At 68.9% G+C, this 17553-nt stretch carries 13 protein-coding genes and 3 pseudogenes; 7 read left to right on the top strand and 9 right to left on the bottom strand.

What is annotated here, in order from left to right; translation table 11 throughout:
* Positions 1 to 41: 41 nt before the first annotated feature.
* From RUTHE_RS04680 to thpR, 5 genes are all read right to left on the bottom strand, one after another.
* Positions 42 to 854 (bottom strand): VOC family protein, encoded by an 813-nt coding sequence (locus RUTHE_RS04680; RefSeq protein ID WP_021097149.1) that lies wholly within the window; start codon positions 852 to 854, stop codon positions 42 to 44.
* Positions 855 to 880: 26 nt separating this feature from the next.
* Complete coding sequence (locus tag RUTHE_RS04675; RefSeq protein ID WP_021097148.1) at positions 881 to 1312, bottom strand: DoxX family protein; 432 nt, start codon at positions 1310 to 1312, stop codon at positions 881 to 883.
* A gap of 62 nt (positions 1313 to 1374) precedes the next feature.
* The gene (locus tag RUTHE_RS04670) at positions 1375 to 2121 is read right to left on the bottom strand and encodes an endonuclease/exonuclease/phosphatase family protein (protein WP_021097147.1); all 747 of its coding nucleotides are present in this window, start codon (positions 2119 to 2121) and stop codon (positions 1375 to 1377) included.
* A 7-nt stretch (positions 2122 to 2128) separates the two neighbouring features.
* Positions 2129 to 3571: a cardiolipin synthase gene (cls, locus tag RUTHE_RS04665; RefSeq protein ID WP_021097146.1), complete on the bottom strand. Its 1443-nt coding sequence runs from the start codon at positions 3569 to 3571 to the stop codon at positions 2129 to 2131.
* Between the two features lie 66 nt (positions 3572 to 3637).
* A complete protein-coding gene (gene thpR, locus RUTHE_RS04660; RefSeq protein ID WP_021097145.1) occupies positions 3638 to 4180 on the bottom strand; it encodes an RNA 2',3'-cyclic phosphodiesterase in 543 nt (180 codons plus the stop codon).
* A 114-nt stretch (positions 4181 to 4294) separates the two neighbouring features.
* On the opposite strand from thpR, the gene RUTHE_RS04655 reads away from it, so the two are divergent.
* Positions 4295 to 5302 (top strand): aldo/keto reductase, encoded by a 1008-nt coding sequence (locus tag RUTHE_RS04655; RefSeq protein ID WP_021097144.1) that lies wholly within the window; start codon positions 4295 to 4297, stop codon positions 5300 to 5302.
* A 69-nt stretch (positions 5303 to 5371) separates the two neighbouring features.
* On the opposite strand, the gene RUTHE_RS04650 is transcribed toward RUTHE_RS04655, so the two are convergent.
* Together RUTHE_RS04650 and RUTHE_RS18565 are read right to left on the bottom strand one after the other, a co-directional pair.
* The gene (locus tag RUTHE_RS04650; protein WP_425413919.1) at positions 5372 to 6289 is read right to left on the bottom strand and encodes a THUMP domain-containing class I SAM-dependent RNA methyltransferase; all 918 of its coding nucleotides are present in this window, start codon (positions 6287 to 6289) and stop codon (positions 5372 to 5374) included.
* Positions 6290 to 6377: 88 nt separating this feature from the next.
* Positions 6378 to 6509: pseudogene (locus tag RUTHE_RS18565) on the bottom strand (hypothetical protein); the annotation flags it as partial.
* Between the two features lie 214 nt (positions 6510 to 6723).
* Between RUTHE_RS18565 and RUTHE_RS04645 the strand changes: the two are divergent.
* Positions 6724 to 7933 (top strand): annotated as a pseudogene (locus RUTHE_RS04645) (RsmB/NOP family class I SAM-dependent RNA methyltransferase).
* A gap of 50 nt (positions 7934 to 7983) precedes the next feature.
* Positions 7984 to 10383 (top strand): ATP-binding protein, encoded by a 2400-nt coding sequence (locus tag RUTHE_RS04640; protein ID WP_021097141.1) that lies wholly within the window; start codon positions 7984 to 7986, stop codon positions 10381 to 10383.
* Positions 10384 to 10411: 28 nt separating this feature from the next.
* Here RUTHE_RS04640 and RUTHE_RS04635 read toward each other — a convergent pair whose 3' ends face one another.
* Positions 10412 to 11401 (bottom strand): glucokinase, encoded by a 990-nt coding sequence (locus tag RUTHE_RS04635; RefSeq protein ID WP_040645299.1) that lies wholly within the window; start codon positions 11399 to 11401, stop codon positions 10412 to 10414.
* A 154-nt stretch (positions 11402 to 11555) separates the two neighbouring features.
* Here RUTHE_RS04635 and RUTHE_RS04630 point away from each other — a divergent pair.
* The 4 genes and pseudogenes from RUTHE_RS04630 to RUTHE_RS04615 all read left to right on the top strand — a co-directional run bounded on the left by RUTHE_RS04630 (position 11556) and on the right by RUTHE_RS04615 (position 16710).
* Positions 11556 to 13219: pseudogene (locus tag RUTHE_RS04630) on the top strand (alpha-amylase family glycosyl hydrolase).
* A gap of 84 nt (positions 13220 to 13303) precedes the next feature.
* Positions 13304 to 14341, top strand: coding sequence for a GTPase ObgE (gene obgE, locus RUTHE_RS04625; protein ID WP_021097137.1), 1038 nt, complete (start codon positions 13304 to 13306; stop codon positions 14339 to 14341).
* An 8-nt stretch (positions 14342 to 14349) separates the two neighbouring features.
* On the top strand, positions 14350 to 15444 hold the full coding sequence (proB, locus tag RUTHE_RS04620; RefSeq protein WP_144079633.1) for a glutamate 5-kinase: 1095 nt from the start codon (positions 14350 to 14352) through the stop codon (positions 15442 to 15444).
* Entirely contained in the window at positions 15445 to 16710 is a 1266-nt protein-coding gene (locus tag RUTHE_RS04615) for a glutamate-5-semialdehyde dehydrogenase (protein WP_021097135.1), read from the top strand.
* A 182-nt stretch (positions 16711 to 16892) separates the two neighbouring features.
* On the opposite strand, the gene RUTHE_RS04610 is transcribed toward RUTHE_RS04615, so the two are convergent.
* Positions 16893 to 17501 (bottom strand): HD domain-containing protein, encoded by a 609-nt coding sequence (locus tag RUTHE_RS04610; RefSeq protein WP_021097134.1) that lies wholly within the window; start codon positions 17499 to 17501, stop codon positions 16893 to 16895.
* Positions 17502 to 17553 lie beyond the last annotated feature (52 nt).

Genomic DNA, 17553 nt, shown 5'->3' with positions numbered 1-17553 from the left:
GAAGGGCCGGAGCCCCGTGACGGGCTCCGGTCATCGTCCGTTCAGGGCCGGGCCCGGAGCGCGACCGGCGTGCCCCAGGGATCGGCAAGCCGGTCGGCCCCTTCTGTCCGAGCGAGGATCGCAGGCAGGGCCGTGCCATCCGCAAGGATTTCCAGCTCGGCCAGACCGGTGGAGGGCAGGGCCCGCGGCCCGGCCCCGCGACTGGCCCAGACATTGGCACCGACATGGTGATGATAGCCGCCCGCACCCAGGAAGACCGCACCGGGATAACGGGTCGTGACATCGAAGCCGAGGATTCCGCCGTAGAAGGATTCGGCCCTGTCCAGATCGCCGACGCGCAGATGGACATGGCCGATCACCGTGCCGTCGGGAGCCCCGGTCCAGGGACCATCCGCCGCCCGCAGCACCGCATCGGCATCGAGCGGCTCGGTCGCCATGCGGATCCTGTCATTCGCGCGCGGCCAGACGTCGCGTGGGCGGTCGGCATAGACCTCGATCCCGTTGCCTTCGGGGTCCGAGAGATAAACCGCCTCGCTCACCAGATGATCCGAGGCGCCCTCGATCCGCAGCCCGGCGGTGACGGCATGGCGCAGCCAGCGGCCCAGTGCGGCCCGTGACGGCAGGAGGAAGGCCGTGTGGAACAGACCCGCCTCCTGTGGCGCGGCACGGCGGGCATGGGGATCTGCGCGCAGCTCGATCAGTGCGCGGCCCCCCGCGCCGAGGGTTGCGCCTGCGCCGTCCTGCGACAGGGTCGCAAGGCCGATGGCCCTCTCGTAGAAGGACCGGACAGCCGCGAGGTCGTTCACTGTCAGGGCGACGCGGCCGATCTCGATCGGGGCGGAAGCGGTTGACATGGCGCGATCCTTTGCCCTTTGCGGATTCAGTGGACGGCGCGGCGATCGAGCGACCAGGCTCCGCCGCCGAGCAGCGCCTGAACGATCAGGGCGACGGCCCAGAAGGCCGGGTATTCCCAGCCGCCCCCCTCGTTCGAGAAGAAGAACCCCGCCGAACCGTGACCGAACCAGGCCGCGCCGATCAGCACGGGCAGTAGCGCGATCGAGACGGCGCGCGTCCGGAATCCTGCAATCAGCGCCAGCCCGCCGAGCAGTTCGGCCGCGATGGTCAGATAGGCCAGGATGCCGGGCAGCCCCAGCGAGGTGAAGTAGCCCGCCGTGCCGGCGGGGGTGAAGACGGCGATCTTGAGCCAGGCATGGGCGAGGAACAGCCCGCCCATCGTCACGCGCAGAAGCAGTGCAGCAAGATCGGGATGGGTGACGGCGATCCGGGCGGAAGAGGATGGGGAGAGAATCAAGGGGGCCTCCTTGGAACGGGTGAATATTCGGCTCGCCCCCAGATGGCGTTTTCCATAATGGATTATAATCCCCCTGAGTGGCAGAACATTCGTTCCTTTTCAGAAGGAATTGCAAGTGCCGGATCCGGCAGCTCCAGATCGGCCCAGATGGGCAGATGGTCCGAGGCCACGCGCGCCAGCGGCGACTGATGCACGCCGCAGCCCACAAGCTGCACGCCGCGACCCAGCAGCATGTGATCAAGCGCCAGCATGGGCTGGGAGGCATGAAAGCTGGGCCCCGGGGTGACCACGGTCAGATCCTGTCCTTCGCCGTTGAGCAGGCGGGCCGGGCGCGGCGTGTTGAGGTCGCCCGCTATGACCATCGGCAGGCCGGTCGATCCGGCGGCCTGGAGGATGGCCGCGATCTGGCGCCGGCGCGAGGCGCGATCGAGCCCCAGATGCGCTGCCACCAGCAGGAAGTCCGGCCCGGCTCCGCCGAGACGTGCCAGCAGCGCTCCGCGCGGCTCCAGTCCCGGCAGGGTGAGGCGGTCGATCACCTCGCCCTTCAGGCCCTGACGCAGAAGGATCGCATTCCCATGCCAGCCGAGCGAGGGACCCGGACCGGGATCGAGGGGCAGCCAGGCGCCGTGAGTCTCGATCAGGACATGGGGAATGGCGGCAGGACGCTCGCCAAGACGTTTGTCGGCCTCCTGCAGGACGACGATATCGGGCGCGATCTCGTCGAGGACGGCCAGAATGCGATCCGGCTTGCGCCGCCAGTCGAGCCCCACGGCCTTGCGGATGTTGTAGCTCGCGAGACGGATCGGCATGGCGACCTCAGAGCAGCGGAGAGACCAGCCGCGCCAGCGAATCACGAAAGCGCGGCAGGGGCGGCCCGGCGCGGTAGCGTTCGGCATCGAACCGGCGGCAATTCGCGCGGTCCCTGTCATAGGCGGCTTCGATCCGCGCGGCGATCGCGGGATCGTAGATGACGGCATTCAGCTCGTAATTGATCGAGAAGGAACGGATGTCCCAGTTGCCCGAGCCGACGGAAGCGACCTCGCCATCCGTTACCACGGTCTTGGCGTGGAGGAAGCCGCCGCGGTGGAGCAGGACCTCGACCCCCGCGCTGGCGATCTCGGCCAGATAGGTATGCGCTGCCCAATAGACCACCCGCTGATCCGGCCCCCCGTCAGCCACCATCACCGACACATCAAGACCCGACATGGCCGCGATCTTGAGCGCCTCGGCCAGCGAATCCTCCAGGATGAAATAGGGCGTCTGGATGCGCACGCGATGGCGGGCGGCCGTGATCATGGCGAAATACTGCTGACGCAGCGCACGCCATTCGCTGTCCGGCCCCGACACGACAAGCTGGACGGGCTGGCGGCAGGATGCCCTGGCCGGCTCCTCGAGGGGGGGGAAATGCTCGGGGCCGAGCAGCGGCTCGCCCGAGGCGTTGGACCAGTCCACCGCGAAGACGGCCTGAAGCATGCGGACGGCCGAACCGGTCAGGCGCAGATGGGTGTCGCGCCAGGCCCGCCAGCCGCCGCCGGGGCGCAGATGCTCCTCGCCGATATTGAGCCCGCCGGTATAGCCGATCCGCCCGTCGATCACGGCGATCTTGCGATGATTGCGATAGGAGATCGTGTGCACGCGCCACAGCGGCGAGGAGGGCACCATGCGGATGCCTGCACGGCGCATCCGGCGGACATAAATCGCCATGCGCAACCCGAAGGATCCCACCGGATCATAGATGATGCGGACATCCACCCCTTCGGCAACCTTGGCCGCCAGGATCGCCCGCAGCCGTTCCCCCAGGGCATCCGGGCGCCAGATGTAATACTGCAGGTGGATCGAGCGGCGCGCCGCCTTGATGTCCTCAAGAAGCCGGGGATACTTTCCCTCCGCATCCTGAAGCACCTCGACATCGTTGGCGATCGTGACCGGCGATCCGGTCGTAACATGGACGAGCGAGGCGATGCGACGGGCCGGCGTCGGGCCGGCCTCGAGGACGCGCATGGCCGTCTCATGCTCCTCCTGCTGGGGGCGGAGGGTGGAATCGAGATGGCCGGGCAGGTTCTGGCGCACCAGCTTGCGCGTGCGGCCCACACCACCCCGCTGTCGGCCGAACAGGATGTAGATGACCAGACCGCCGAAGGGCAGGGTGAGGAACAGGAACAGCCAGGCGAAGGCCGATTGCGGGCGCCGGTTCTCGGAGACGATATAGGCCGCGACGGCGACGAAATAGAGCGTCAGACCGAGGGTGAGAAGCGACATGGTCCGTCCTGCGTTCCTGACCGACAGGGATTGCCGCCCCCGCTGGCCGGTGCAAGCGTCTTGCGGTCAGACAAGCGGATAATGGGCCAGTTCCTCATGGATCGCGCCCGAGGGGCGGAGCGTGGATCGCCAGAGGCCGAAGCCGCGCACGGTGAAGGGCGGAGAGGGAAAGCTCTCCCAGCGCCCGAGGAACTGCGCCAGCCTCTCCTCCTCGACCGCAGAGAGGGCCGAAAGGCGCGCGAGGGTGACATGGGGTCGGAAGCGCCGCCTTTCAAGCGACAGCCCCGCCGCATGCAGGGCCCCCAGCACACGTGCGCGCAGGCCGCGCAGGGCACCGTCATCGGCCACACCCGCCCAGAGGGTCGCCGGGCGGCGGTGCTCGTCGAACAGGCCGAGACCCCGCAGGCGCAGCTCGAAGGCCGGCAGGGCGATCTCCTCGAGAGCCTCATGCGCCGCCTCCAGTCGTTCAAGGGGTTGCTCCCCCAGGAAGGCCAGCGTCAGATGAAGCTGGTCGGGATCGACGGCGCGTCCCACGGGCAGCGCCTGCTGCACCGTCTCGAGCGCATGGACGACCGGATCGGGGATGGCGATGGCTACAAAGGCGCGCATGGGCGCATCTGGCCCCGGCCGCCGGAGATTGGCAAGCCGGGGGTCCGCGGGGACGGGGCCCTGCGGCGGCCGCCGCGTCGGGACAGGGATCAGGACAGAGATGAAGGAGGGATCATGCTGAAGCGGCGATTCGGACGGACGGGATGGGAGGTCGGCGCGGTAGGCTTCGGCGCCTGGGCGATCGGCGGCTCCTGGGGGCCTGTTGCCGAGGCCGATGCCCGCGCCGCGCTGCATGCCGCGCTGGATGCCGGGACGGATTTCATCGATACGGCCGATGTCTATGGCGATGGACGGTCCGAGCGGATCATCCGCGCCGTCCTGCAGGAGAGGGGCCTTCTCGCCGCTGAACCGGGGCAGGGCCGGCCCGTCGTGGCGACCAAGGCGGGGCGGCGGCTCGATCCCCATGTCGCCGAAGGCTACACCGCCGAAGCTCTCGGAGCCTTCATCGACCGCAGCCGCGACAATCTCGGGATGGAGACGCTGGATCTCGTGCAGCTCCATTGCCCGCCCACGACGGTCTATTACCGGCCGGAGGTCTTCGAGGCGCTGGACCGCTTCGTGGCCGAAGGACGTATCCGCCATTATGGCGTCTCGGTGGAGAAGGTCGAGGAGGGGCTCAAGGCCATCGAGTTTCCGGGCGTCGTCTCGGTCCAGATCATCTGGAACCTGTTCCGCCAGCGCCCGGCCGAGCTGTTCCTGCCGCGGGCCGCGCAGAAGCAGGTGGCCGTCATCGCCCGGGTGCCGCTGGCCAGCGGTCTTCTGACCGGGAAATTCGGTCCCGACAGCCGCTTTGCCCCGGACGATCATCGTGCCTTCAACCGCCATGGAGAGGCCTTCGATGTGGGCGAGACCTTCTCCGGCGTGCCCTATGAGGTGGCGCTGGAGGCAGTGGAGGCGCTGCGGCGCATCCTGCCGGCGCATCTGCCCATGGCGCAGGCGGCGCTGCGCTGGTGCCTGATGGAAGAGGCCGTGTCGGTCGTCATCCCCGGCGCCCGCAACGCGGATCAGGCGCGCTCCAATGCCGAAAGCGGACATCTGCCCCCGTTGCCGCCAGAGGTGATGGAGGCCGCGCGCGATCTCTATCACCGGCTGATCGCCCCGCATGTGCATCAGCGCTGGTAGGCCCGCAACGGCCGACGCGACAGGGACGGACCGCGAAGGCGCCCGCCATCCCGGCGGCAATGGCCGGCTTCAGCGCAGCGGTCCCGTCTGCCACAGGCGCACGCGCAACCCGCCATGGTCCACAGGCGGACCCGGTTCGGCAAAGGGCAGGCCCGTGGCACGGGCCAGAGAGGGCTCGGCGGTCACGATCCCCACCCGCCAGCCGGCAAAACGCTCCCGCAGAACAGCGCCCAGCGCCCCATGGAGCGCCCTCAGCGCTCCCTTGTCGCCGATCCGCGTGCCATAGGGCGGATTGACGATCACAAGGCCGGGCGGCCCTTCGGGCCGTTCGAGCGCCGAAACGGGCTGGCAGCGGAACCCGGTCAGCGGCGCCACGCCCGCCCGTTCCGCATTCGCCCGGCTGGCCGCGACGGCGCCCGCATCGCGGTCGCAGCCGATGAAGCGGAAGGGCAGGTCAGGCAGGACGGCCTCGCGCCGCAGGGCCGCGAAGGCCGCCGGATCGAAGCCGGCGAAACGCTCGAAGGCAAAGCGCCGCAGGCGGCCGGGCTGGAGCCCCGCCGCGATCCCGGCTGCCTCGATGACGAAGGTGCCCGATCCGCACATCGGATCGAGAACCGGTTCATCCCCGCGAAAGCCGCATTCGCGCAGGAACAGGGCGGCCAGCGTCTCGCGCAGGGGGGCCCGGGCGACGGCCCCCTTCTGCCCGCGCCGGTGCAGCAGCTCGCCCGAACTGTCGAGGCTGATCTGGCACAGATCCTCCACGATCCGCACGAGAACACGCACCGGTTCTTCCGTCTCGGCTGGCCCCAGCGAGGCGCGGATGGCCTCCTCGACGCGCTGCGCGGCCGCGCCTTCGTGATAGATGCGCGAGGCGCGGCAGCTTGCCTCCACGGTCACGGCCTGTCCCCTGTGCAGCAGCGCGCGCCAGGGCACCTGCCGGGCTCGTCGGTCGAGCACGGCCAGATGCGGCGCACGGAAGGTCGCCACGCGCACCAGAACCCGGCTCGCCCCCCGCCAGCTCGAGATTGGCGCGCCACACCTCCGGCCAGCCGCCGGCGAGGGTCACCCCCCCGCTGGCCATGGCGATCCCGCGAAACCCCAGGGCGGCCGCCTCCTCCGCAAGGGGCTTCTCGAGGCCCGGCGGCGTCACCAGGAAGATGCCCAGCGGCTCCGGCGTGACCGGATCCGGCCGGGCGACCGCCGGCATGGCAGCCGATGCGGCGGATCGTCCCCCGGATGACCGGTCCTGTTGCCTGCCCCCACGTCTCATGGTCCCCGATCCCGCCGCCCCGGCGCTTGTGCCTCCGGCGCTCCTGTCGGAGCGTCGCCGCCCGGTCAAGGGCGGGCACAGCCCGGTGCTGTCCGCCGTCCTGTCCGGGGGTCTGGACATCGCCGTCTCGATGCTGCGATCCCTCGGGGCCATGACACCTGCCGCCCGGCTTGCCGCCTCTGCCGATCTGCTGGACCGCATCCTGGCCGGAGAACCGGCAGAGCGCGTCCTGACGCGCTGGGCACGGATGTCCCGCCATGCCGGTTCGGGCGACAGGGCCGCCGTGCGGGACATCGTCTATTCCGCGCTGCGCCGGCGCCGCTCGGCCGCCTGGGTCGGCGGCAGCGAGACCGGACGGGGCCTTGTCCTCGGCCTGCTGCGGATCGAGGGGACCGATCCCCGCCCCCTCATGACGGGCATGGGCCATGCCCTCCCGCCGCCCGCCCCCGGCGAGGAGGGCCTGCCTCTGGCCGCGGCCCCCCGCGCGGTGCGGCTCGATCTTCCGGACTGGCTCCTGCCCCGGTTCGAGCGCAGTCTTGGCCCCGCAACGGACGCCGTCTGCGAGAGCCTCCGCCATCGGGCGCCCGTCTTCCTGCGCGTCAACAGCCGGCGCGGGACACGGGATCAGGCGCGCGCGGCCCTTCGCCGCGACGACATCGGCACCGAGCCGCACCCCACCGTGCCGACGGCGCTGATCGTGGTTTCGGGCGCGCGCCGAGTGGACCGGTCGGAGGCCTATCGCAGCGGCCTCGTGGAGCTGCAGGACGCCTCCTCGCAGGAGGCCGTGCTGCGCCTGCCGCTGCACGACGGGATGCGGGTTCTCGATCTCTGTGCCGGCGGCGGCGGCAAGACCCTGGCGATGGGTGCGCGTGCCCGGCTGCATCTTCATGCCCATGACATCGATCCGGGGCGGATGGCGGATCTGCCGGCGAGGGCCGCGCGCGCCGGCCTCGCGGTCCGGCCCTGTGCGGATCCTGCGGCGGCTGCGCCCTATGATCTGGTGCTTGTCGATGCGCCCTGCTCGGGATCGGGGACATGGCGCCGCACGCCCGAAGCCAAATGGCGCCTGTCCGAGGAGCGCCTGTCCGCCCTGACCGCCCTGCAGGACGACCTGCTCCATCAGGCTGCGGATCTCGTGGCCGAGGGGGGGGATCCTTGCCTTTGCCACCTGTTCCATCCTGCAGGAAGAGGGGGACGAACGGGTTGCCGCCTTTCTGGCGCGTCATCCGGGCTGGTCGGTGCGCGACAGGCTCGATCTGCGCCCGGACGCGCATCATGACGGATTTTTCCAGGCGATCCTGCAGCGGATCCGCAACAACCCAGGGTTGATCTCGCCTCGATCTGTCTCTGATCTGGCGTGATTCACGCTTTATTAAGGATTTTACGCTCAGATGTCCCCCAGGCGAATTGCATGGGAATCACGAGCGTGCCGCAAACCGGACGAATTGCCGTGGATGCGACTTCCGCACCCGGTGGTGCGACAGGCTCCCGCCCGCCTGTGGTGGAGGGGGGCGGGCTCGATCCGGCCTGGGCCACGGGGGCGCTGCCGCCTCCTCGCGGCATTCCACAGACACAGCTGGCTCTTCTGGTCTTCGGCCTGCTTGCGCTGTCGGCGGCGGCGCTGCCGGCCTCGGCCTGGCTCCGGCAGGGTTTTCTGCTGACGGGGGCGGCCTTGTTCACGGCCGCGGCCATCCAGAGCCTTGGCTCGATGCTCCGTGCACTGCGTCTGCGCCTCACGCGCAAGACTCTTGCCCGTTTCGTGGAGGGTGACAGCATCCCCTGCCTGGTCACCGACGCCTTGGGGGAGGTCATCCACGCCAATCCTGCGGCGACGGCGGGCCGGGTGCGGCCGGCGACCGTGGCGGCGGCCCTTGCCGGGCAGTTCGCGAATCCGGCCGCCCTTGTCTGGCGCCTTCAGGCCGCTGCACGGGAAAAGGGCCTGTCGCGGGAAGATGTGGTGACGCGGCGCGGTCATCTGCGGCTTTCGGTGCATGCGATGGGCGATCTGACCTTCCTCTGGCGGATCGAGGATCTGGGGGATCGCGGGGGGACGGGCCGGGCGGCCGATGCGCTCAGCATCCCGATGCTGACGGCCGGCCCTGCGGGAACGATCCTCTTCGTCAACGAGGCCGCGCGGCGTCTCTTCGGCGGCCGGCCGCGCCATCTCGATCATCTCTTCGATGGGGCGAATCCGTCTTCCGGGCGCATCCACGCCGTCAGGACGGCGGGCGGGCTGGCGCATTTCCTGGTCGTCAAGCTGCTCAATACCGGGGGGAGGAAGGAAATCTATCTCCTGCCTGCCGATGCGGTCGAGAATTCTCCGGCCTCGGCTGCCGGATGGGAGGCGGTCGAGGAGTTGCCCGTGCCGCTGCTCAAGCTGTCCTCCACGGGGGAGATCCTGAGCGCCACGCATGAGGCGCGAGAGCTTCTGCCCATGCCGATCGGTCCGGGAACACGCCTTTCGGATCTGCTCGAGGGGCTCGGCCGCCCGGTGAGCGAGTGGGTCTCGGATGTGGCCGCCGGCCGTTCCGCCGCTGATCCCCAGCTCCTGCACGGCACGGAGGGTTACCGCGACACCATCCTGCGTGTGGCGCTGCATCCGGCCGGCCCGGCCGAGGATCGCCATCTCGTCGCGGTTCTGCAGGATATGAGCGAGCTCAAGAAGCTCGAGGCCCAGTTCATCCAGAGCCAGAAGATGCAGGCGCTCGGCCAGCTTGCGGGCGGCGTGGCGCATGACTTCAACAACCTGCTGACGGCCATCTCCGGTCATTGTGATTTGCTTCTGCTGCGCCGTGACGAAGCGGATCCGGATTTCGGCGATCTGATGCAGATCCGGCAGAACGTGAACCGGGCGGCGAGTCTGGTCAGCCAGCTTCTTGCCTTTTCACGCAAGCAGAACCGCACGCCGGAGCTGCTCGATCTGCGCGAGGTCGTCGCCGACATCACCCATCTGCTGAACCGGCTCACGGGGGAAAGGGTGCGGCTCTTCTTCGAGCATGAGCCCGATCTGCGACCGATTCATGCCGATCGTCGGCAGATCGAGCAGGTGCTGATGAATCTGGTCGTGAATGCGCGCGATGCCATGCCCGATGGCGGCACCATCCGCATCGAGACGGAGAATGCCCGCCTGCATCAACCCCTTCATCGGGATCGTGCCATGGTGCCGGCCGGGGATCATGTTGTCATCCGGGTCATCGACGAAGGCGTCGGCATCCCGCCCGAGCGGCTTTCGAAGATCTTCGAGCCCTTCTACACCACCAAGAAGCCGGGAGAGGGGACGGGCCTTGGTCTCTCCATGGTCTACGGAATCGTCAAGCAGAGCGGCGGGTTCATCTTCGTGGACAGCGAAGTCGGTGTGGGAACCGTCTTCACCTTGTGGTTCCCGGCCCATGAAGGGGCGCCGCCGCAGGGCAGGGCGGCCTCCGAACCCACCGCCAGGCGGGCCGGGACGGGCCGCATCCTCATCGTCGAGGACGAGGCGCCGGTGCGGGCCTTCGCTGCGCGCGCACTGCGCCTGGCCGGTCACACGGTGATCGAGGCAGACAGCGCCGAAGCGGCGCTGGATCTTCTGGCGGACCCCGATCTGCAGGTGGACCTGTTCCTGACCGATGTGATCATGCCGGGCAAGGACGGCCCGACCTGGGTGCGAGAGGCTCTTGCCTCCCGGCCCGATACCCGCGTGGTGTTCGTCTCGGGCTATGCCGAGGAGACCTTCGGCGAAGAGCGCGAGCGGATCGCCGGGGCGGCCTTCCTCTCCAAGCCCTTCAGCCTTCAGGAGCTGACCGATGTCGTCCAGTCGCAGCTCGGCTGAGGGCCGGGGAGAGGGGCCGCAAAGCGGATCAGATCAGCCCCCGGTTCCTGCGCAACATCGCATCCAGATAGGCGGCCGATCCGGTCAGGGCTGCGAAATCGTCCTCGATGACCGAGATGCCGAAATTGGCCATGAAACCCGAGAAGCGTCCCTTGTCGCGGAAGGCGTTCACGAAACCGAATTCGACCAGATAGGGCGCGAGCGCGCGGGCAACCCCGCCGACAAGCCAGATCCCCCCGAAGGGAAGCTGGATCAGGGCAAGATTGCCGGCCACCGTGCCGAGGAAGCGGGCCATCACGGCCGCGGCCCGCCGCGCCCGGCTGTCCCCGCCGCGGGCGACTTCGGCCATGATGTCGGCGGCGCGGGCTTCCCCCGGCTCGCCTTCCTCATGGGAGAGCCAGGCATAGATCCGTTCCAGACCCCGGCCCGAGAGGACATCCTCCACCGCGGGAAAGCCATGCGCGGTCGAGACCCAGTTGCACAGCCGCATGTCCGCGGCATCGCGCACGGGCAGGTTCACATGGCCCGATTCCGAGGGCGGGACGAAACGTCCCCCTGGCGTCTCGAAGACCGGGGCCGCATTGAAACCGGTTCCCACGCCGATCACGAGCTGGGAGGCGTCATCCGGGGCCGGGGGTGCCGGAACGATCGCGCGGATCCTGTCGGCGGCGATATGGCCAAGCGCATGCCCCTGGGCCTGCAGGTCGTTGAGGATGGCCACCGTCTCGGCGCGGGCGGCACGGGCAAGCGTCGCTTCGTCGATCGTCCAGTCGAGATTGGTCAGGGCTGCGCGGCCGTCCCGCACCGGACCGGCGACAGCGATGCAGGCGGCTGCCGGATCGACATCGCCCTGATCGGCGATGAAACGGCGTAGCACCGTCTCCAGGCCGGGAAAGTCGGCATTGGCATAACGGCGCACCGTCTCGGGCAGGACGGCCGTTCCGCGGGCCAGGGCAATCCGTGTATTCGTGCCGCCGATATCGCCGACCAGTGTCAGGGTGTTCGCCGCATGGGCCATCATCCGTCCTCCTCCACCTCGGCACTTCTGCCGTGGGCGCCCTGCCGGTCATAGGGCGTGCAGCCGCCCTCCCGCAAGAAGGGGGTCTTCGACAGGCTGGACGGAAGGCATCGGCTCTGCGAAGAGGCGCTGGACCTCCAACCGGAAGCCAGCCATGACCGACAGGCCCGCAGTCGATCTTCTGCCCGGCGTGACGCCACTCCCCTTCGATCCGGAATGGTGGCGTGGCGCCGTGATCTATCAGATCTATCCGCGCAGTTATCAGGATTCGACAGGCGACGGGATCGGTGATCTGGCCGGGATCGCGCAGCGGCTTCCCCATATCGCCCGGCTGGGGGCGGATGCGATCTGGATCAGCCCGTTCTTCCGGTCGCCCATGAAGGATTTCGGCTACGACGTCTCGGACTATTGCGATGTCGATCCGATGTTCGGCAGCCTGGCCGAATTCGACCGGATGGTGGCGGTGGCGCATGATCTGGGTCTGCGGGTCATGATCGATCTCGTCCTCTCGCACACCTCGGATCAGCATCCCTGGTTCATCGAGAGCCGCTCCTCGCGCGACAATCCCAAGGCGGACTGGTATGTCTGGGCCGATCCGAAGCCCGATGGCACGCCGCCCAACAACTGGCTCTCGGTCTTCGGCGGCTCCGCCTGGGCCTGGCATGCCGGACGGGAACAGTATTACCTGCACAACTTCCTGACTTCGCAGCCCGATCTCAACTTCCACTGCCCTGCGGTGCAGGATGCCGTGCTGGAGGTGGTTCGGTTCTGGCTGCGCCGGGGGGTCGATGGTTTCCGCCTGGATACCATCAACTTCTACTTTGCAGACAAATACCTGCGCGACAATCCTTCGTTGCCGCGCGAACTTCGCAATGACTCGATCGCCCCGTCCGTCAACCCCTACAATCACCAGCTTCACCTGTTCTCGAAGAACCAGCCGGAGAATCTCGATTTCCTGCGCGCCTGCGGGCCGAGCTGAATCCCTATGGGGCCGCGGCCGTGGGCGAGGTGGGCGATGCCCAGCGGGGACTCGAGATCATGGCGGAATACACATCCGGCGGGGACAAGGTGCAGATGTGCTATCCCTTCGAGCTGCTTCAGCCGAAGCGGGCCACCGCGCAGCATCTCTGCGCCTCCTTTGACCGTCTGGCTCGCACCGCACCCGATGCCTGGCCCTGCTGGAGCTATTCCAACCACGATACCGTGCGCCATCCAACGCGCTGGAATCTTTCCAATGATGCAGCAAAGGCTTATACGACCCTCCTGATGTGTCTTCGGGGGTCTGTCTGCCTCTATCAGGGAGAGGAGCTCGGTCTTCCGGAAGCCGAGCTGGCCTTCGAGGACCTGCAGGACCCCTACGGCATCGCCTTCTGGCCGGACTTCAAGGGTCGCGACGGGGCAAGGACGCCCATGGTCTGGGACGCCACCCATGCCACCGGCGGCTTCACCACCGGCAAGCCCTGGCTGCCCGTCCCGCCGGCCCATCTGCCGCTGGCCGTCTCCGTGCAGGAGGGTGTCGAGGGATCGATGCTCGAACATTACCGCCGGGCCGTGGCGCTGCGCCGGCGTCATCCCGTGTTGCGCATCGGCGCCCAGTCGCCGGTGATCGCCGTCGGCGATGTGGTCGAGTTCCTGCGCATCGGCGCGGGCGAGCAGATGTTCGTGGCCGCCAATCTGGGCGGGGAAGACGCCATGCTGCGCCTGCCCGAAGGCGAATGGTCGCCGGTCGATCCGCTGCTGGCCGTCGTGCCGGAGGCAGGGGCCCGGGAAGTCCGTCTCGGCCCCTGGCAGCTCTGCCTTCTGGTCCGCGCCGCCTGAGGACAGCCCCCCGCGGCCGGCATTGAGAACCGGCCGCGAAGCCGCTATCCCGCAGTCCCCGTCCGATCTGCCGGAGCCGTGCCGATGAAGTTCCTCGATCTTGCCCGCATTCATGTCCGCTCGGGCGCCGGCGGCCATGGATGCCTCTCCTTCCGGCGCGAGAAATTCGTCGAATTCGGCGGCCCTGACGGGGGCGACGGCGGCAAGGGGGGCGATGTGATCGCCGAGGCCGTTCCAGGCCTCAACACGCTGATCGACTTCCGCTATCAGCAGCATTTCTTTGCCCAGAACGGCCGCCCCGGACAGGGGGGACAGCGCACCGGTGCCTCGGGAGAGGATATCGTGCTGCGCGTGCCGGTGGGAACCGAGATCCTCGATGAGGACGGGGAAACCGTCATCGCCGATCTGACCGAGGTCGGCCAGCGGGTCGTGCTGGCCGAAGGCGGCAATGGCGGCTGGGGCAACATGCGCTTTGCCACCTCCACCAATCGCGCGCCGCGCCGAGCCAATCCCGGGCAGGAAGGCGTGGAGCGCACGCTGTGGCTTCGGCTCAAGCTGATCGCCGATGCGGGGCTGCTCGGCCTGCCCAATGCGGGCAAGAGCACCTTCCTGGCCGCAACGTCCAATGCCCGCCCGAAGATCGCCGATTACCCCTTCACGACCCTGGTGCCCAATCTTGGCGTGGTCGCCGTGGACGGGGCGGAATTCGTCATCGCCGACATCCCCGGCCTGATCGAAGGCGCCAGCGAGGGTCGCGGCCTTGGCGACCGTTTCCTCGGTCATGTGGAGCGTTCGCGGGTCCTTCTCCATCTGATCGACGGCACCGCAGAGGATGTGGCAGGCGATCATGACGTGATCCTCCGCGAGCTTGAGCGATACGGCGGCAATCTGGCGGAAAAGCCCCGCATCACGGCGCTCAACAAGATCGACGCCCTCTCGCCGCAGGAACGCGAGGCGAAGCGGGCCGCCCTGGAGTCGGTGGCACAAGGGCCGGTGATGCTGATGTCCGGCGCGACGAAGGAAGGCGTGACCGAGGTGCTGCGCGCGCTGCGCGCGGTGATCGAGACCTCGCGTGCCGGGGAACAGCCGCAGAAAGCGGATGCAGGGCGGTGGCAACCGTGAAACCGAAGATCGCCGCCGCGAAGCGGCTTGTGGTCAAGATCGGCTCGGCGCTGCTTGTGGACCGGGCCACGGGACTTCGCGAAAGCTGGCTGCGCTCGCTGGCCGAGGATGTGGCGCGCCTCCGCGCGCGCGGGACGCAGGTGATTCTCGTCTCCTCGGGATCCATCGCCCTGGGCCGACGGGTGCTCGGCCTGCCGCAGGGGGGGCTGCCGCTGGAGCAGTCCCAGGCGGCTGCTGCCGTCGGGCAGATCCGCCTTGCAAGGGCTTACGAGGAAGTCCTCGCGCCGCATGGCATCATTGCCGGCCAGGTCCTTGTCACGCTTGAGGATTCCGCCGACAGGCGGCGCTACCTCAACTCCCGTGCGACGATGCAGACGATGCTGACGCTTGGCGTCGTGCCGATCGTCAACGAGAACGACACCATCGCCACCGATGAGATTCGCTATGGCGACAATGACCGCCTGGCCGCGCAGGTGGCCGTGACGGTGGGGGCGGATGTCCTGGTCCTGCTGTCGGATGTCGACGGATTCTACAGCGGCAACCCGCATCTGGATCCGCAGGCGCAGCGCTTCGATGTCATCGAACGCATCACGCCCGAGATCGAGGCCATGGCGGGCGAGGGGGTCTCGGGCCTGTCCAAGGGCGGCATGGTGACAAAGCTGATGGCTGCGCGGATGGCGACGGATGCCGGCTGTGCCATGGCGATCACGCTGGGCTCCACGACCAACCCTCTGCGGGCACTGGAGGAAGGGGCGCCGGCCACCTGGTTCCTCGCGCAGGGCGATCCGCAGACGGCCCGCAAGCGCTGGATCGCCGCGATGAAGCCCAAGGGCGAGCTGCGGGTGGATGCCGGTGCCGCCCAGGCCCTGCGCGAGGGCAAGAGCCTGCTCCCCGCCGGGATCGTCGCCGTCTCGGGGCGATTCGGGCGGGGCGATCCGGTGGCCATCCTGGCCCCCGACGGCGCTCGGCTGGGCCTTGGCCTCACCCGCTACACCGCCGATGAGGCGCGCGCGATCATCGGGCGGCGCAGCACCGACATCGAAGCCATCCTGGGCTACAAGGGGCGCGCGACGCTCATCCACCGCGACGACATGGTGACCTGAATGACGGATCACGCCGACATCCCCGCCCTGATGGACGAGATGGGCCGCAAGGCGCGCGACGCCGCCCGGAGCCTGGCGGTGGCAGGAACCGAGCGCAAGCGTGCCGCCCTGATGGCCGCCGCAGACGCCATCGAGGGGGCAGAACAGGCGATCCTCGAGGCCAATGCCCGCGACATGGCGCGGGCCGAGGACAAGGGCCTGTCGGGCGCGATGCTCGACCGGCTGAAGCTCGACGGGCGGCGGGTGCGGGCGATGGCCGAAGGGCTGCGCGCCGTCGCCGCCCGGCCCGACCCGGTGGGGCGTCTTCTGGCGGAATGGACCGTGCCATCGGGCCTGCGGATCCGGCGGGTTGCCACGCCGCTGGGCGTCATCGGGGTGATCTACGAAAGCCGGCCCAATGTCACGGCCGATGCCGGGGCCCTGTGCCTGTGGTCCGGCAATGCCGTGATCCTGCGGGGGGGGAGCGAATCGCTCCATTCCTCTCAGGCGATCCATGCCTGTCTGCAGGACGGGCTGAGGAGCGCGGATCTGCCGCAGGACGCGATCCAGATGGTTCCCTTGCGCGACCGTGCGATGGTCGGCGCCATGCTGGCCGCGGCGCGCTGGATCGATGTGATCGTCCCCCGCGGCGGCAAGGGCCTGGTCGGCCGGGTGCAGGCCGAGGCCCGGGTGCCGGTCTTTGCCCATCTGGAAGGGATCTGCCATGTCTATGCCGACAGGGATGCCGATCCGGACAAGGCGCGCCGTGTGGTCCTGAACGCCAAGACGCGCCGCACCGGCATCTGCGGGGCGGCCGAATGCCTGCTGATCGACCGCGGTTTCCATGAGCGGCACGGTGCCGTGCTGATCGAGGATCTGATCGCCGCCGGCGTCGAGGTGCGCACCGAAGGCGCGCTTCTGGAGGTGCCGGGCACCGTCGAGGCAAAGCCGGATGATTTCGGCCGGGAATTCCTCGATTCGATCATCGCCGCCAGGCTGGTGGACGGGGTAGAGGACGCCATCGCCCATATCCGCACCTACGGATCGGGTCACACCGAGGCGATCCTGACCGAGAATGACGAAACCGCCGCAACCTTCTTCCGCGAGCTCGATTCGGCCATCCTGATGCGCAATGCCAGCACGCAGTTCGCCGACGGGGGAGAGTTCGGCATGGGCGCCGAGATCGGCATCGCCACCGGCAAGCTTCATGCCCGGGGACCGGTGGGAGCCGAGCAGCTCACCAGCTTCAAATACCTTGTCGAAGGGGACGGGACCGTGCGGCCATGACCTCGCCCCGCCCCGGCAAGGGGCGGCGGATCGACAGCGGTCATGCAGCAGCGGCAGTCGGGACACGGGGCCTCATCGGGTTGGATCCCGCGCAGGATGCCCCTGGAAAGGTTAACAAGGGGTAGCAGCAGCGCGCGTTGCGGGCCGCCGCGCAAGTCCTTGATCGGTCGGGGATCGAAGGGTTAACGCGCCTCGCCACCCGGCAGCGTATCCTCTGCTTGCCCGCGATCCGGGCGCGGATGGCGGGCATCGAGCGCCGCCTCGGCCCGTGCCGCCTCGCGGTCGAAGGCGGCCTCGAGAACGGGATCGGTGCCCCGCAGACCGGCCACGACTGCGCGCGCCCAGTCGAGATAGCCGCGCAGGCGGCCGGGACCCCAGTCCTCGGGCGGGGAATCAGCCAGAGCCGAGAGATTGGACGCCTTGTCGGCCAGCTTGATGCGCCGGGCACCGGGCGACTTGTGCGGCGCATCCCGAACCTGCCGGCGCTTGCGTTCTTCCCGCGGCAGGGACCTGTCGTCCGTCACCTCGGCCACGAGGCCGGCAACCCGGGGGCCGAAGCGCGATTCGATCTCGGCCAGCCCGGTTGCCGTATCCTCGGCCACGTCGTGCAGGACAGCGGCGATCAGCAAGTCGGCATCGGCGGCCTCGCTCTCCATCAGGCGGGCGGCGACATCGGCCACATGATTGACATAGGGCTCGCGCGAGGCGCCCTTGCGGCGCTGGCCGGCATGCGCCTCGGCGGCAAGGCGATAGGCCTCGGCCACGCGGCGGAGGGTGGCGTGGTCCGTCATGGACGCAGCGTGGCGCGGGCGAGGCCGGGCGTCAACCGCGCCGGAAGCAAGG

Source organism: Rubellimicrobium thermophilum DSM 16684 (assembly GCF_000442315.1).
In the GTDB taxonomy this organism is placed as follows: Bacteria; Pseudomonadota; Alphaproteobacteria; order Rhodobacterales; family Rhodobacteraceae; genus Rubellimicrobium; species Rubellimicrobium thermophilum.
This window is presented reverse-complemented; position numbering and strand designations above follow the sequence as displayed.

Excerpts from the sequence above, each read along its gene's own strand:
- thpR (WP_021097145.1), bottom strand. The coding sequence starts at position 4,180 with ATGCGCGCCTTTGTAGCCATCGCCATCCCCGATCCGGTCGTCCATGCG.
- RUTHE_RS04670 (WP_021097147.1), bottom strand. The coding sequence starts at position 2,121 with ATGCCGATCCGTCTCGCGAGCTACAACATCCGCAAGGCCGTGGGGCTC.
- obgE (WP_021097137.1), top strand. The coding sequence starts at position 13,304 with ATGAAGTTCCTCGATCTTGCCCGCATTCATGTCCGCTCGGGCGCCGGC.
- RUTHE_RS04610 (WP_021097134.1), bottom strand. The coding sequence starts at position 17,501 with ATGACGGACCACGCCACCCTCCGCCGCGTGGCCGAGGCCTATCGCCTT.
- RUTHE_RS04680 (WP_021097149.1), bottom strand. The coding sequence starts at position 854 with ATGTCAACCGCTTCCGCCCCGATCGAGATCGGCCGCGTCGCCCTGACA.
- RUTHE_RS04640 (WP_021097141.1), top strand. The coding sequence starts at position 7,984 with ATGGGAATCACGAGCGTGCCGCAAACCGGACGAATTGCCGTGGATGCG.
- RUTHE_RS04635 (WP_040645299.1), bottom strand. The coding sequence starts at position 11,401 with ATGGCCCATGCGGCGAACACCCTGACACTGGTCGGCGATATCGGCGGC.
- RUTHE_RS04615 (WP_021097135.1), top strand. The coding sequence starts at position 15,445 with ATGACGGATCACGCCGACATCCCCGCCCTGATGGACGAGATGGGCCGC.
- cls (WP_021097146.1), bottom strand. The coding sequence starts at position 3,571 with ATGTCGCTTCTCACCCTCGGTCTGACGCTCTATTTCGTCGCCGTCGCG.
- RUTHE_RS04655 (WP_021097144.1), top strand. The coding sequence starts at position 4,295 with ATGCTGAAGCGGCGATTCGGACGGACGGGATGGGAGGTCGGCGCGGTA.